Below are 15,927 nucleotides of genomic sequence, written 5' to 3' on the forward strand. Positions count from 1 at the left end.
CGCGAACCACTGGCAGCAAAGCCAACCCCGCCACCCGTAGCAAACCCAGCCTCATCCAGAACCACTGGCAAACATCCGAACCCAATATTGAACCCGAGAAATATACTATATAGTATTTGACAGTGAATGCTCTGTGGTTATACTCCCTCTGAGAGCTTCAAATAACAAACTAAGTTCCATATATGAGTTGAAGCGTCAGTCGCAGCCAGTCAGAAGAATCGGAGGGTGACATGAGCTGGGAAACCGTCTGTAAGAAGAACGACATCCAGGAAGACTTCCCCTATTCCGCCAAGGTCGACGGAAAAGAAATCGGCGTCTACTGCATCGATGGCGAGTACTACGCCCTCGAAGACGTCTGCCCCCACGCCTACGCCCTGCTGTCCCAGGGTTTCGTCGAAGACGGCCAGGTCGAGTGCCCTCTGCACGAAGCCGTGTTCGACATCAAAACCGGCCAGTGCCTGCGCGAGCCGGCCGACCGCGACCTGCACGTCTACCCGGTCCGCATCATCGAGGACGACGTCCAACTGCAACTGAACAGCGAGGCCTGATCACCATGTCACAGCTGAACTACAACCCCCAACTGAAACAGTGGGAACGCATCATCCCGGCCACCGAACCCGGCCAGGGCCGCATCGAACAACCGGGCGGTTTCGACAACCGCGTCTGGCAGAACCGCGACCACGAGCCGGAAGCCTTCGAGCTCGCCCTGGTCGAAGCGCTGGAAAGCGTGTTCGAAGACGGCGCGACCGAGCTGGACCAGGTGGTCGCCGGCCTCAACCGGATCGAATTCAAGGACCGTCAGGGTAATGCCTGGACGGACAACAGTGTTCTGCAGGAGCTGGCCGTTCTGGGCCAGTGAGGAGGCGTTGCCATGTCGACCATCGTTGAAACCGCACAAAATCCGGAACAGTACCTCGACCGCGGCCTGCGTTCGCTCTGGTACCCGGTCGCCGCCAGTTGGGAACTGGGCAGTAACCCGCTTGGCCTGACCCGGCTGGGCGAGAATATCGTCCTGTGGCGTGATCATGAAGGCCAGGTGCATGCCGTGGAAGACCGGTGCCCGCACCGGGGGGCGCGTCTTTCCAAGGGCTGGAACCTGGGCGATCGCCTGGCCTGCTGGTACCACGGCGTGGAAGTGAACGGCAACGGCACCGTCTGTGACGTACCGGCGATCAGCAACAGCCCGATGGTGGGGCAGGATTGTGTGCGCCGCTATCACGTTCAGGAAGCCCAGGGTGCCATTTTCGTCTGGTTCGGCACCACGCCGGACGAAGAACCGGCCGAGCTGGAACTTCCGGAACAGCTGACCGATGGCGAAACCTTCAGCCATTTCCTCTGCACCGCGACCTGGCGGTGCAACTATCAATACGCCATCGACAACGTCATGGACCCGATGCACGGCACCTACCTGCACTCGGACTCGCATTCCATGGCCGAAGGCGACCGCCAGGCGGAAATGACGCTGGTGCCGACCGAGCAGGGCTTCATTTTCAAAAAGACCGAACAGGCCGGCGTGAACTTCGACTGGGTCGAATATGGCAACAGCGGCACGCTTTGGCTGCGGTTATCCATTCCCTACCAGCAGAAATTCGGTCCGGGTGGCCCGTTCTGGATCGTCGGCATGGTGGTGCCGGAAGACGCAGACCATTGCCGCGTGTTCTTCTGGCGCATCCGCAAGGTCGAGGGCTGGCAGCGCCAGGCCTGGCGTTTCCTCTACCGCAGCAAGCTGGAAGGTCTGCATTGGGACGTGCTGGAGCAGGATCGCGTCATTCTTGAAAGCCTGGCGCCGGATGCCCGACACCACGAAAACCTTTATCAGCACGACGTCGGCTTGTCCCGGCTGCGTCGGGTGTTGCTGAAGGCCGCCAAGCAGCAACTGGCCAAGCGCCAGGAGGCCGCTCATGGCTGAGATGCTGGCCGGCAAGCGCATTCTGGTGACTGGGGCGGCCCGGGGGCTGGGGCGCAGCATCGCCGAATCCGCCGCGCGCGAGGGCGCACGGCTGGTGATCACCGACATTCTGGACGAGGAACTGCAGCGTACGGCCGCCGAGCTGACAGAGCAGGGCGTTCCAGTCGAAGCGTATCGCGTCGACCAGGGCGATCCGGAGTCCATTACCGAGGGCTTCTCCCGCATCGCCGAGGGCGGGGCGCTGGACGGGCTGGTCAACAACGCCGCCATCGCCACGAATGTGGGCGGCAAGACGATGATGGAATACGACCTGGATCTCTGGGACAAGGTGATGACCGTGAATGTTCGCGGCGTCTGGTTGACCACTCAGGCGGCCGTGCCGTTACTGGCTCAATCCGGTAACGGCCGTGTCGTGAACGTCGCTTCGGACACCGCCCTGTGGGGCGCACCGCGCCTGATGGCCTATGTCGCCAGCAAGGGCGCGGTGATCTCGATGACACGGTCCATGGCGCGTGAGCTGGGCGAACAATCGATCACCGCCAATGCCATCGCCCCGGGTCTGACTCATTGCGAGGCCACCGAATACGTGCCGGAAGAGCGCTATCGGACCTATCGCGACGGGCGCGCCCTGAAACGGGAACAACAGCCGGACGACATCGACGGCACGGTGCTTTACCTGCTGTCGGACTGGGCCAGGTTCGTGACCGGCCAACTGATACCGATCAACGGCGGCTTTGTCAGTCGCTAGTGACGGGCCGGGAGCAAGCCCGGCGGGAGAGAACCGATGACCGATACCACCCCCGAACACATCGTCGTGGTCGGCGGCGGACAGGCTGGCGGCTGGGTCTGCAAGACCCTGCGCCGCGAAGGCTACACCGGCCACCTGACCGTCGTTGCCGACGAACCACACGATTTCTATGAACGCCCGCCGCTGTCGAAAGCGGCACTGACCGACGGTGCCGAATTACCGCGACTGTTTCCCGAGAGCGAGGTCAATGACCTGGCGATCGACTGGCGCCGGCCCAATCGCGCCGTCAGGTTGAACGCGGACACCCATGAGCTGACCCTCGACAACGGCGACACCCTGACCTACGACAAGCTGGTGCTGGCCACCGGCGCCAGGCCGCGCGTCCCGGTGCCGCGCTGGGCCAACATGACCGGCGTGCTGACGCTGCGCAACTGGCAGGACGCCCAGCGGCTGAAAGAGCGCCTGGGCTCGGCGCGGCAACTGGCCGTCGTCGGCGGAGGCTGGATCGGCTTGGAAGTGGCGGCCAGCGCCCGCAAGCTGGGGCTCAAGGTCACCGTCTATGAGCTGCAGCCCCGCCTCTGCGGACGCAGCGTTGGCTCAGAGGTATCCGATGCCTTGCGCCGGTTGCATGTCGACGCCGGCGTCACCGTCCGGCTCGACACCGGACCCATTGACCTCAGCGAGAACGCCGATGAGCAACTGTTGGTCACCACCGGCAGTCGAACCGACGGCCCGTTCGATCTGGCCATCGTCGGGGCCGGTGTCGAGTTCAACCTCGATCTGGCGCGGCAGGCTGGTCTGGACATCCAGCAGGGTGTGGTCGTCGACGACCGGGGCCGGACGTCCGATCCGGACATTTTCGCGGCCGGGGACATCGCCCAGCATCCGCACCTTGGGCTCTGTCTGCAGTCCTGGGCCTATGCGCAGAACCAGTCGATGGTCGTGGCCCGGGCGCTGCTTGGCCAGGACGCCCACTATGACGAACCGGCCTGGCTCTGGTCCGACCAGCATGGGGCCAATATCCAGATTCTCGGCATCGCCGAGGACGGCAGTCAGTGCGTCGTGCGTGACGACAAGACCGGGCCGGTGTACTTCTACCTGACGCCGGAGCGACGGCTGTCGCAACTGGTGGCGTTCAATCAGCCCCGGGCGATTAAGCTGGGCAAGCGCTGGCTGGCCGCCGGGCGGGAGTTGGATCCCGATCAACTGGCCGACCCCGATTTCAATCTGATGTCGCTTAAATAACCGGTGGGAGCGCATGTTCCGCACTCGGCGACGTGCGCGACCGGACAGTGCCACAACATGGAGGTCGCGCAGAGGCCTGCGCTCCTACAGGTCCAAGCCCGGGAACGAGTAACCCGTAGGAGCGCACGCTGTGCGCGACCGGACCGTGCCACGACATAAAGGTCGCGCAGGGGCCTGCGCTCCTACAGGTCCAAGCCCCGGGAACGAATAACCGGTAGGAGCACATGGTCCGTACTCGGCGCCGTGCGCTCCTACCTCTCCGGGGTTACAAAATCTCACCCGAGGCGATTGACAACCCGGATCCATCGGCATACATTGAGTTTAATCAAATAATAAACTTAGTTTCATATATAAAACTAACGCACACATTATAGCCGCCGGGCGGTTCACATTCGGGCCCGGCCTCGGACAACAACAGCAAGCGTGGGTTGAAGCAATGAACAAGTTGACCATCGGAATTTGTGGCGGAGGCGTCGGCGGTTTGTGTGCCGCGATCGCCCTGCGCGCCCAGGGGCACGACGTCACGGTATTCGAGCAAGCCAAGCAGTTTCTGCGCATCGGCGCGGACGTGAACCTGACTCCCAACGCCGTGCGCGCGCTGGACCGGCTCGGCGTCGGCGAGGTGCTGCGCGAGACGGCCGCCCGGCCGACCCATCGCATCAGCCGCACCTGGGACACCGGTGAGGAAACCTCCCGCCTGCCGATGAGTGAAGCGGCGGAAGCCAAATACGGCGCGCCCCAGTTGACCATCCATCGCGGCGATCTGCTCAAGGCGCTGGAAAACCGGTTGCCCGACCGCGCCATTCGCCTCGGCGCCAAAGCCAGCCGGGTGGTGACCGATGAAGCTCGCCCGCGCATCGAATTCGAGGACGGTACGAGCGAGACCGTCGATCTGGTCATCGGCGGCGACGGCATCCATTCCGCCGTGCGCACCTCCGTGTTCGGGGAAGACCATCCCGAGTTCACCGGTTTGGTGTCCTACCGGGCGGTCATCCCGCGCGACAAGGTCGATGTGCCCAACCTCGACGCTTTCACCAAGTGGTGGGGACCCACCCCGGACGTTCAGGTCGTGGTCTTCCCGCTGACCCGGGGCAAAGAGGTGTTCATCTTCGCCACCACACCCCAGGACGACTGGCGCGAGGAATCCTGGACGCTGCCCGGCGACGTCGACGAACTACGCCGGGTCTACAAAGACTTTCACCCGGACGTCCAGCAACTGCTGGCCGCCTGTGACAGCGTCACCAAATCCGCCCTCTATGTGCGCGAACCGATGGACCACTGGTCTAAAGACGGGGTCACGCTGCTGGGCGACGCGGCCCATCCGATGGTGCCGTTCATGGCGCAGGGCGCCTGCATGGCCATCGAGGACGCCGTGGTGCTGTCGCGCTGCCTGGAAGGCGTCGGTCCCGACGGACTGACGGCCGCTCTGGCCCATTACGAATTCGCGCGCAGGGAGCGAACCGCCGAGGTTCAACGAGGCTCGCGCGCCAATAACTGGCTCAAATCCGAAGGAAACGCCGACTGGGTGTATGGCTACGACGCCTGGCAAGTCGCCGTCGCCTGACCTTCAATGCATCAATAAGAACAAACGCCGAGAGGACCGAAAGATGATCAAGCAAACACTGGCCAAACTGGCCCTGGCTCTGTCCGCGACTGTCGCGACCACCGCTGTCCTGGCGGACGAGATTCGCATGAACGTCGTTTCCTTCACCCCGAAAACCGCTGCCGTGTCCGACGGGTTCCACCGCTTCATCGAGGCGATGAACAAAGAGTTCGAAGGCGAACTGGAACTCAACTGGCGCGGCGGCCCCGAAGTCATGGACCCGTTCCGCATGGCCGACGCGGTGCGCAACGGCGCCATGGACATGGCGTTGATGAGCCCGAGTTATTATTCAGGGTTGGTACCGTCTTCACCGTCCTCCAACATCTCGCTGAAGAGCTATGAAGAGATTTACGCCACCGGCTACTACGACCGCATGACCGAGATCCACGACGAACGCGGGCTGGTCTACCTCGGCGAGATTCCGGCGTCGGACGTCAACTTCTTCATCTTCCTGAAAGAGCCGGTCGACAACTACACCGACCTGGAAGGCAAGCGCATCCGCGTCTGGCCGGCCGTGCTGCCGTTCGTCAAGGGCCTGGGCGCGCAGCCGCTGGTGTTGCCGATTGGTGAAATCTACACCGCCATGGAACGCGGTGTGATCGATGGCTTTGTGCAGGGCAACCTGGGCTGGGCCGAGCAGTTCGAAGACGTGGTGAACTACTACATCACGCCGCCGATCTACCGCGCCGGGTTCAACGTCATCGTCAACCCGCGAAAGTGGAGCCGACTGCCGGACGATCTGCAACAGCGTGTGCAGGCCTACCTGCGCGAAGAGCTGGCGCCGGAACTCGACAAGGGTTGGGATCCGGTCATCGAAGCCGGTAACCAGGAAGTGGCCAACGCCGGCTTCCAGGAAATCCGTCTGTCCGACGCGGACGCCGAAGCCTATCTGGACATCGCCATCGAGCAGGCCTGGGCCGATCTGGAAACCAAGATCGACCCGGCGCTGGCCGCCGAACTGAAGGCCATGCTCGTTGACTGAAGCGGCGTTATCCCCGGAGCGGCCCGATGATCGGGCCGCGCCCGATTCCGACTCAACGCGGGAGGTCACCATGACCGCACTCTCCGAACCGAAAACCGGCCTGTACGACGGCGTGATGCGCTTGTTCAGCCGCATCAACTTTGCGCTGGCCTGCATCGCCGCCGTGGTGCTGCTGTGCGCGACCAGCTTCGTGTTCCTGGAGATCCTGTCCCGGTTTTTCCTGGGCAAGTCGCAGATCTGGGTCATCGAGATCAGCAGTTATTCGCTGCTGTACATGACCTTCCTCGGCGCGCCTTACATGCTGGAAAAGCAACGCCACGTCGCCATCGACCTGCTCACCGACGCCCTCGGCGAACCCTGGCGCTCGCGCCTGGCTTTCGTCATGAGTCTGTTGGCCGCTCTGATCTGCGGCGTGCTGACCTGGTATGGCACGGCCGTCGCGTGGGATCAGTTCCAGTTCGGTACCCGTGAAGCCAGCCTGCTGGCGCCGAAGAGCTATTGGCTGACGATTGTGTTCCCGATCGGCATGGGTCTGATGACCGTTCAATTCATTGACCAGGCCATCAAAAGTCTGCGCGGCTAATGCTATGCATCGTCTCGCGTTCGGCCTGCGGAGGGTAAAACTATGATGGAGTGGTGGCAGACCCTGTCCTTGCTGCTCGGTTCACTGCTGATCCTGATGGTTCTGGGGATGCCGGTGGCCTTCGCCTTTCTGGCGGTGAACCTGGTCGGCGCTTTCGTCTTTCTCGGTGGTATTTCCGGCATCGAGCAACTGGTGATCAACACCACCGGCGCGCTGACCAGTTTCACCCTGGTGCCCATCGCCATGTTCATGATCATGGGCGAGGTGATGTTCCGGTCCGGCATCGCCAACGATGTCATGGACGCGCTCGACAAATGGTTCGGGCGTCTGCGCGGCCGGCTCGCCTTCATGGCCGTCGGCGGCGGCGTGCTGTTTTCCACGCTCACCGGCAACAGCATGGGCTCGATCGCCTTGCTCGGCTCCAGCCTGGTACCGGAGATGCAAAAACGCGGCTATAAAAAGCCGATGACGCTCGGCCCGATTCTGGGCTCGGCGGGTCTGGCCATCATGATCCCGCCCAGTGCGCTGGCCGTGGTGCTCGGTGTGGTCGCCGAACTGCCGATCGGCCGTTTGCTGATCGCCATCATTCTGCCCGGCCTGCTGATGGCCGTGCTGTACGCGCTCTACATCCTGGGCCGTTGCACCGTCGACCCGGACGTCGCGCCCTCGTTCGATGTCGAGAAGGCGCCGATGAGCGAACGCCTGATCGCCACCGCACGCCACATCTTGCCGATCGGCATCATCGTCTTCGCCGTGGTCGGTTTCATCTTCCTCGGCATCGCCACGCCGACCGAGGCCGCCGCTTCCGGCGCGGTCGCCACCGTATTGCTGGCGCTGTTCAAACGCCGGTTGTCGATCAAGTTGTTCAGCGAGTCCCTGTTCGAGAGTTCGATGATCTCGGTGATGATCCTGTTGATCGTCGCCATGGCCATCGCCTTCACCCAGTTGCTCGCTTTTACCGGCGCCACCTACGGCATGATGGATATGGTGATGAACCTGCCGGTCAGCCCGAAGATGATCGTCCTGGCCATGGTGTTTTCCATCATCATCCTGGGCATGTTCATGGGCCCATTGCCGATCATGCTGATCACGCTGCCGATCTTCGTACCGGTGGTCATCGAGTTCGGGTTCGACCCGCTCTGGTTCGCCGTGCTGTTCCTGATCGCCATAGAAACCGGCTCCACCTCGCCACCGCTGGGCGCGGGCCTGTTCGTCATGCGCGCCGTCGCGCCGAAGGGCACGACCATGGCCAATATCTACAGCGCCGCCGTGCCGTTTCTGATCTGCGATTTCCTGGCCATCGCATTGGTGTTTGTGTTCCCGGAAATCGTCACCTGGCCCGTCAGCCTGATGTTCGACTGACCCGAACCGCGCAGGAGCCTTGTCATGCCCCGACCGAACTACGTCATCTTCATGACCGACCAGCAACGGGCCGACCACCTCGGCTGTTACGGCAATGACGTCCTGCGCACCCCGAACATCGACGCCCTGGCCGCCGGCGGCCTCCGCTTCAAGCGCTTCTACGTCGCCAACCCCATCTGTCAGCCCAACCGCGCGGCCCTGTTCACCGGGCAGATGCCTTCGGTCAACGGCGTCCGCCAGAACGGCATTCCGCTCGACCTCGACAGCATCACCTTCGCCGATGTACTGCGTGAGAACGGGTACCGCACCGGTTACATCGGCAAGGCGCATTTTCAGAACGTCACCGCCATTCCCGCCCCCGAACGGCGGCAACAGGGGGAAGGGCAGCCGCTGGCCGAGGGCGTGAAACACAGCCTCAGGCGCCAGCGCACCGGCCCCGGTTATGACTGCGAAGTGCGCCAGCGCTGGGCCGAGGATCCGCACCGGGAGACCCCGCTGCCGTACTACGGCTTCGACCACGTCCGCCTGTGCATTGGTCACGGCGACCAGGTCGAGGGCCACTACACCGCCTGGCTGCGCGACCGACACCCGAACCCGGAGAGCCTGCGCGGCCCGGATAACGCCCTGCCGGACGATCACCCGACGGTACAAAGCTGGCGCACGGCCGTGCCGGAAGAACTCTACCCGACGCGCTACGTGCAGGAGCAGGCCTGTGACTTCCTCCAGCGGCAAAGCGACGACGCGCCCTTCGTGCTCATCGTCTCCTTCCCGGACCCGCATCACCCGTTCACGCCTCCGGGACGCTACTGGGACCTGTACGACCCGGCCGATGTTCAACTGCCGGCGTCGTTCCACCATCCCGTGGACGGCATCAAGGGCTTGCCGCCACGCGCGCTGACCCCGTACATCTGGGGCCAGGCCAATCGCGACAGCCACTGGCCAATCACTGTCACCGAAGACGAGACCCGACGCCTGATCGCCCGCAACTACGGCGCCATCGCCATGGTCGACGATGCCGTCGGTGCGGTCATGGACTGCCTGAAAGCTCAAGGTCTGGACGACAATACGGTCGTCGCCTACACCTCCGACCATGGTGACTACATGGGCGACCACGGCTCGCTGCTGAAACTCGGTCTGCATTTCCAGAGCGTCACGCGTGTGCCGTTCATCTGGCGCGACCCGACTAACGCGGAACGCGCGGGTCAGTGTTGCACGCGGCTGGCCAGCGCCATCGACCTGGCACCGACGATTCTGCAACACGCGGGGTTGCGCGTTCCTGTGGGGATGCAGGGGCAGAATTTTCTGGATCAGTCGTCGCCGGCGGCGTCGGTCCTGATCGAGGATCCGGGTATCGAGGTGTTCGCCGATGCGGATGCGGACAGTGGCATTTTCACGCTGGTGACCCAGAGCTGGCGTCTCAGTCTGTTCGAGGATCACGGCGATGGTGAGCTCTACAACCTGGTCGAGGACCCGCACGAGTTGAACAACCTCTGGAACGATCGGGGGTTCGCCAATATCCGGGCTTCATTGGAACACCAGTTGCTGAGGAGGCTGATTGAACTGCGGGACAAACGGTTGGTGGCATCGGCCCGGGCCTGAGGTTGGTTTGGTATTTTGCCAGGAACCCGCGATGGGTGGCCGGTGCGCTGGTTTGGTTGGGTGGCTGAACCCGCCGTGGGTGTCCGGCATGCTCTTGCAGTTGAGTGCCAGGAACCCGCGATGTGCATCCGGCGCACTCTTCCGGGGACCGCTGTGAACCCGTCCATGGGCGCTTAACTTCGCCATCCATGGCTCAGATGTCCCCTCCAGAGTACCCCGGATGCCCATCGCTGGCATTTGGAGGTGGAGCATGCCGGACACCTACGGCTGGGGCGTGGAGAGCTAGCGCACCGAACACCCATTGCTAGCTCTTGGTAGAAAAACAATCCAGGGGTAGGGCAGCCGGCCAATTATTGCTGGAGCCCGGATGCTTAAACCACTGAATGAAGGAATCGGTGTAGGAGAAGGAAAGTTGGGCATAGAACTGCTAGGCAATCAGACGGAATTGAAGTGTGGTTGTGTACAACGGAGGCACGAATACGAGCAGCGGGGGCCGGGGGTGCCCTTTCAGGGATATCTGAGGCATGGATGCCGAAGTTAAGTCCCCATGGACGGGTTTACGACGGCCCTGAAAGGGCACCCCCGGCCTCCGGTGCGGGAACCTGGGCACAGATACAACCCGGCCACTGCAAACCCAGGCAAAGGACCAAAAAACAGGCACCAACAAACTTGACTCAACCGCGAATTAATATATAGTATTCAATATCAAATATAAAAGTTAGTTTCATATATTAATAAAGCGAAGAGAGGCAGGTTCAGGGAGTGCACGGGGTGCTTGCCAAGCGGGGGAAATCCCGCAGACTGGCGCCCCAGTCAGACACACGAACGAAAGGCGGATTTGAAGATGGCAGAACAGGACGCTCGAAAATACCTCATACCCGGGCTCGAACGCGGGCTGAACATTCTGATGGAAATCAGCCGCAACCACGGGGAAATGAGCTTCGCCGACATCTGCAACAAGGTGGATGTGCCCAAGGCGACGGTGTATCGGGCCATCCAGACGCTGGAATACATGGGTTTCATCCAGCGTCATCCCAGCACCGGGTTGTACTCGCTGGGGGTCAATGTGTTGCGGCTGGGCTTTGAATACGTCGCCTCGCTCGACGTAGTTCAGGTCGGTCAGCCGGTGATTGAACAACTGCGGGACAGCACCGGCTGTTCCAGTCACATCGCCATACGCGACGGGCAGGATGTCATCTACGTCGCCCGGGTCAGCGCGGCCAACGCCACCATCCGCCGGGTGAGCGTCGGGACGCGGTTGCCGGTGCACCGCACCTCGCTCGGACGCATGTTGCTGACCGGTCTGACGCGGGAGGCATTCGACGAACTCTATCCGCAGGACGACCTGCCGGATAACAGCCCGGGCTCGCCCGGGACGCGCGAGGCGTTGTGGAACCTCGTGCAGGAGGATCGGCAACGCGGTTATGTCATCGGGGAATCCTACTTCCAGTTCGGCATTTCCTCGATCGTCTACCCGCTGTTCAACCACGACGCTGAAGTCGAGGCCGTGGTGAGCATCATGGTGCCGGTTCATGAAATACCGCCGGAGGATCGGGATCGGTTGCGCGCCCTGGTGGGCGAGGCCGCCGAGACCATATCCGGCCTGATGGGATATCGCGGCAATGCACCGGTATTGAAGGCCAGACCCTGACGTTGCGGGCCTGGATGACTGAGACAAGGCGCCACCGCAGTCGGTGGCGTCAGCGAGAACGACTTACACCCAACTAGCGGTGGGGCGCCCCTGTGCCATGCGTCCCCCGACGGAGGTCGACATGAGCATAGTGGGCATCGAAGCACTGGAATTTGGCGCCGAGGACCTGGACGCGGGCAAACGCTTCGCGCGGGACTTCGGGCTCTCTCCCGTCCGTGAGGATGACTCTCAAGCGGTATTTGCCGCCCAGAATGGCGCGGAATTGCGCATTCGTCGCATTGACGACCCATCCCTGCCCGAGGCCTTCGAAGCCGGCTCGACGCTGCGCCGTATGGTCTGGGGCGTGGCCGACGCCGATAACCTGGCCGTCTACCGCGACCGGTTGCGCGATGAACCCGGCTTCACCGACCTCGGCGATGCCGTTGAATGTCGCGACCCGAACGGCCTGACGCTGCGCGTCGAGATCAGCCATCTCAAGCCGGTCGAACTGCGCGTGCCGCCGATCAATCAATACGGCGACATGCGCCGGGTCGACGAACCCAGCCCGGTCTACGATCAGGCCGAGCCGGTGTCCATCGGTCACGCCGTCTTCTTCGTCGACGATCTGGAGACCATCGAGACCTTTTACCGCGAGAAGCTTGGCTTCGTCGTCTCCGACCGCTACATCGACCGCGGTGTCTTCCTGCGCATGAACGCGCGCGGCGGTCACCACAACCTCTTCCTGCTCAAGCTGCCCCATCGTGGCCACGGCCTGAACCACGTCGCCTTCACTGTGCGCGACATCCACGAGGTCATCGGCGGCGGCATCGCCATGACGCGCAACCAGTGGTCCACCTTCATCGGCCCGGGGCGTCACCCGGTGTCTTCGGCCTACTTCTGGTACGTCAACAGCCCGCTCGGCGGGGCGTTCGAGTATTACACCAACGAAGACTACCTGACAGAGAACTGGCAGGCGCGGGCCATGCAGCACTCGCTGGAATCCTTTACCGAATGGGCGGTGGAAGGCGGCATCGACGCCGACACCCGCCGCCAGAAAAAACAAGACGCCTAACAGCAAACCAGACAATCCCCGGCTTCGCCGGACCAACCCAAAGGGGAACGAGCCATGAGTGAACAGTTCGATACCTGGACCAAACCGGCCGACCAGTCCTTCGCCGACTGGATCGAATCCCGCATCGCCCGCTTCAAGGGCCGCAAATACGACTGGAACGCGCTCAAGTTCCAGGCCGATTTCGACCCGAAATACCGTCGCGCCCAGATGCGCTACATCGGCACCGGCGCCACCGGCGTCGCCTCCGACGCGAACACCATCCCGGCCGAGCACTTCACCTTCTCGACCATGGTCTTGCCGTCCAAATGCGAAGGCCCGCTACACGTCCACGACGACGTGGAAGAAGTTTTCTTCGTACTCAAGGGCAGCATCACCCTGTTCCTGAAAGACGGCGACAACTACACCGAAACCGTACTGGAAGAGCGCGACGTCGTCTCCATCCCGCCGGGCATCTATCGCGGCCTGTTGAACCACGGCGAGGAAGAGTCGCTGATGTGCGTCATGCTGGGTACGCCCAAGCCGCAGATCCCGACCTACCCGGACGACCACCCGCTGTCCAAGGTCAAGCGGAACTGAGGTCGACGATGGACGCGCGCAGCCTCAACCTCGGCACCGGCCGCCAGGACTACCACGAAAGCGGGCAGGGGTCCACGCTGGTGCTGTTGCACGGCATCAGCTCCGGCGCCCCGTCCTGGGAACCGCTGGCCGGGCACCTGCCCGGCTACCGGTTACTCGCCTGGGACGCCCCCGGATACGGCCGCTCCACGCCGCTGGTCCAGGCCCGGCCCGACGCCTCGGACTACGCCCGACGGTTGGACGAATGGCTGACCGCCCTCGACGTGACCGACTGCATCCTAGTCGGTCACTCACTCGGCGCGCTGATGGCCAGCGGCTACCTCGCCAACCACCCGGACCGTGTTCGCGGAGTCGTCCTGGCCGACCCGGCCCGAGGCTACAAGCACGAACCGATCGACTTACGCGAACAGGTCTTTCGCAGCCGCTGGCCGCAACTGGCCGAGCTCGGCCACGAACGCTTCGCCGGCGAACGCGCCCCGAGACTGCTGTGCGACCAGCCGACCGACAGCGCGCTTGGCCTCGTCCGTCAGGGCATGCGCCGACTGAACCTCGGCGGTTTCCAGCAGTCCAACTGGCTGCTCGCCAACGACGACCTCGTCGACTGGTGGCGTCAGGCCCCGACCCGGCCGGCTCAGATTCTGTGTGGCGACGAAGACCGCATCACCACACCCGACGCGGTCCGGGCCCTAGCCGAGACACTCGAACTACCGTACCGGGGCATACCCCAAGCCGGCCACGCCGCCTACATCGACCAACCCCAGGCCTTCGCCCAAGCCCTCGACGGCTTCGTGCGCGGTCTGCCCAACGACTGAGAGGACACCGCCATGAGTTTTATGGTTGAGAACCGCATCGCCGTCGTCACCGGCGGCTCATCCGGCATCGGCCTCGAAACCGTCCGGCTGCTGCTCGCCTCCGGCGCCCGGGTCGCCTTCTGTGGACGCAACGAAGAACGCCTCGCCGACGCCGAACGTCAGCTTAAAACCGAATTTCCCGACGCCGACCTCCTGGCCCGCCCCTGCGACGTCCTCGACGCCGACTCCTGCCGCGCCTTCGCCAGCGCCGTGGAAACCGGACTCGGCCGCGCCGACATGCTCATCGCTAACGCCGGCCAGGGCTTCATGGCCCGCTACGACGACACCCCACAGGAACGCTGGCTGGGCGAAGCCAACCTCAAACTGTTCGGCGTCATCAACCCCCTGGACGCCTTTCGCCCCCACCTGGCCGCGTCCGACATCGGCTCACTGACCTGCGTCAACTCCCTGCTCGCCGTCCAGCCCGAGCCCTACATGATCGCCACCTCCGCCGCCCGGGCCGCCCTGCTGAACATGACCCACTCACTGGCCGACACCCTCGTCGACGAAGGCATCCGCGTGAACTCCATCCTGCTTGGCGTCGTCGAATCCGGCCAATGGCGCCGGCGCTACGAAAACCGCGAAGACCGCGATCTGAGCTGGGAAGACTGGACCGCCCGAATCGCCGAAGACCGCGGCGTCCCGATGAAACGCCTCGGCAAACCCGAAGAACCGGCGCGAGCCTTGGTGTTCCTGGCCTCGCCACTGGCGTCGTTTACCACCGGAGCCGCCCTGGACGTTTCAGGCGGCTTCAACCGACATATATGAAGCCATTTTGGTGGATTCCACTGAAGGCTAGCGACGGATGCCGGGTAGACCCTGTCGGGGATGTCGGCCGCCCGGACGGCGGCCGTCAAGCCCCCATGGATGGGTTCACGGCGACCCCGACAGGGTCTACCCGGTAGCCGGCGCGGGTTCTGGCACCAAAGCCAACCGGAACATCGACCAACCACAGCATCGAGAACAAGGTATGAGTCAACGAATTTTGATGATCGGCTACGGCGCCATGGGCCGTGAAGTCCACCGCCTGCTGCCCGACGGCGTAACACTCGACTGGCTGGTGCTGCCCGAAGCCGCCCAGAGCGACACCCAGGCCGAACTGGGCAACACCACCCGCGTCCTCACCGCCATCGACCAATGCAGCGGCCAACCCGACCTCGTCGTCGAATGCGCCGGCCACCCCGGCCTCGCCCAACACGGCGAAGCCGTCCTGCAGCGCGGCTGGACCCTCGCCGTCGTCTCCGTTGGCGCCCTGACCGACAACGCCCTCTACCAGCGCCTCGTTGACGCCGCCCGCACCGGTGGCGGCCGCCTGCACATCCTCTCCGGTGCCGTCGCCGGCATGGACGGCCTCGCCTCCGCCCGCGAAGGCGGCCTCACCGCCGTCACCTACGAAGCCCGCAAGGCACCGCGCAGCTGGAAAGGCTCCCCGGCCGAAGACCTGATCGACCTCGCCACCGTCACCGAGCCCACCGTCTTCTTCGAAGGCAGCGCCGGCGAGGCCGCCCGACGCTTCCCGGCCAACGCCAACGTCGCCGCCACGGTCGCGTTATCCGGTCTCGGCATGGAAAAAACCCAAGTGAAGCTCTGGGTCGACCCCCACACCGAGCGCAACAGCCACCGCATCCACGCTGTCGGCCGCTTCGGCGAATTCCGCGTCGAACTGAACGGCCGACCGCTCGACAACAACCCCAAAACCTCCATGCTGGCGGCTCTGTCCGTGGTCCGGGCCTGCCGCCAGCTGCTGGATCCGGTCGTCATCTGACC

General features: G+C 63.5%; 16 protein-coding genes. All 16 read left to right on the forward strand.

Annotated features, from left to right (window positions below):
* Positions 1–230 precede the first annotated feature (230 nt).
* The 16 genes from nirD (at position 231) to IE111_RS05050 (ending at position 15,925) form a co-directional block, all read left to right on the forward strand.
* Positions 231–548 carry a nitrite reductase small subunit NirD gene (gene nirD, locus IE111_RS04975; RefSeq protein WP_189607392.1) on the forward strand — a complete coding sequence of 106 codons (318 nt, stop codon included), beginning with the start codon at positions 231–233 and terminating at the stop codon, positions 546–548.
* A gap of 5 nt (positions 549–553) precedes the next feature.
* Positions 554–859: a recombinase-like helix-turn-helix domain-containing protein gene (locus IE111_RS04980; RefSeq protein ID WP_189607393.1), complete on the forward strand. Its 306-nt coding sequence runs from the start codon at positions 554–556 to the stop codon at positions 857–859.
* Between the two features lie 12 nt (positions 860–871).
* Entirely contained in the window at positions 872–1,909 is a 1,038-nt protein-coding gene (locus IE111_RS04985; RefSeq protein WP_189607394.1) for a Rieske 2Fe-2S domain-containing protein, read from the forward strand.
* Entirely contained in the window at positions 1,902–2,657 is a 756-nt protein-coding gene (locus IE111_RS04990) for an SDR family oxidoreductase (RefSeq protein WP_189607395.1), read from the forward strand. The genes IE111_RS04985 and IE111_RS04990 overlap by 8 nt, the downstream gene beginning before the upstream one ends.
* 36 nt (positions 2,658–2,693) lie before the next feature.
* Positions 2,694–3,902: an NAD(P)/FAD-dependent oxidoreductase gene (locus IE111_RS04995; RefSeq protein WP_189607396.1), complete on the forward strand. Its 1,209-nt coding sequence runs from the start codon at positions 2,694–2,696 to the stop codon at positions 3,900–3,902.
* Between the two features lie 436 nt (positions 3,903–4,338).
* Positions 4,339–5,466 carry an FAD-dependent monooxygenase gene (locus IE111_RS05000; protein ID WP_189607397.1) on the forward strand — a complete coding sequence of 376 codons (1,128 nt, stop codon included), beginning with the start codon at positions 4,339–4,341 and terminating at the stop codon, positions 5,464–5,466.
* 43 nt (positions 5,467–5,509) lie between these two features.
* Positions 5,510–6,487: a TRAP transporter substrate-binding protein DctP gene (gene dctP, locus IE111_RS05005; protein WP_189607398.1), complete on the forward strand. Its 978-nt coding sequence runs from the start codon at positions 5,510–5,512 to the stop codon at positions 6,485–6,487.
* 70 nt (positions 6,488–6,557) lie between these two features.
* Positions 6,558–7,070, forward strand: coding sequence for a TRAP transporter small permease (locus tag IE111_RS05010; protein WP_189607399.1), 513 nt, complete (start codon positions 6,558–6,560; stop codon positions 7,068–7,070).
* A 42-nt stretch (positions 7,071–7,112) separates the two neighbouring features.
* Entirely contained in the window at positions 7,113–8,432 is a 1,320-nt protein-coding gene (locus tag IE111_RS05015) for a TRAP transporter large permease (protein WP_229805228.1), read from the forward strand.
* A 24-nt stretch (positions 8,433–8,456) separates the two neighbouring features.
* Positions 8,457–10,031 carry a sulfatase family protein gene (locus IE111_RS05020; RefSeq protein WP_189607400.1) on the forward strand — a complete coding sequence of 525 codons (1,575 nt, stop codon included), beginning with the start codon at positions 8,457–8,459 and terminating at the stop codon, positions 10,029–10,031.
* Positions 10,032–10,875: 844 nt separating this feature from the next.
* A complete protein-coding gene (locus IE111_RS05025; RefSeq protein ID WP_189607401.1) occupies positions 10,876–11,682 on the forward strand; it encodes an IclR family transcriptional regulator in 807 nt (268 codons plus the stop codon).
* A gap of 121 nt (positions 11,683–11,803) precedes the next feature.
* Positions 11,804–12,733, forward strand: a complete 930-nt coding sequence (locus IE111_RS05030) for a VOC family protein (protein WP_189607402.1) — start codon at positions 11,804–11,806, stop codon at positions 12,731–12,733.
* A 54-nt stretch (positions 12,734–12,787) separates the two neighbouring features.
* Positions 12,788–13,309, forward strand: coding sequence for a cupin domain-containing protein (locus tag IE111_RS05035; RefSeq protein ID WP_189607403.1), 522 nt, complete (start codon positions 12,788–12,790; stop codon positions 13,307–13,309).
* Positions 13,310–13,317: 8 nt separating this feature from the next.
* Entirely contained in the window at positions 13,318–14,121 is an 804-nt protein-coding gene (locus IE111_RS05040; RefSeq protein WP_189607404.1) for an alpha/beta fold hydrolase, read from the forward strand.
* A 12-nt stretch (positions 14,122–14,133) separates the two neighbouring features.
* Positions 14,134–14,928, forward strand: a complete 795-nt coding sequence (locus IE111_RS05045; RefSeq protein WP_189607405.1) for an SDR family oxidoreductase — start codon at positions 14,134–14,136, stop codon at positions 14,926–14,928.
* A gap of 202 nt (positions 14,929–15,130) precedes the next feature.
* Positions 15,131–15,925, forward strand: coding sequence for an aspartate dehydrogenase (locus IE111_RS05050; protein WP_189607406.1), 795 nt, complete (start codon positions 15,131–15,133; stop codon positions 15,923–15,925).
* Positions 15,926–15,927: the final 2 nt, after the last annotated feature.

This window comes from Saccharospirillum salsuginis (assembly GCF_014651855.1).
Taxonomy (GTDB): Bacteria; Pseudomonadota; Gammaproteobacteria; order Pseudomonadales; family Natronospirillaceae; genus Saccharospirillum; species Saccharospirillum salsuginis.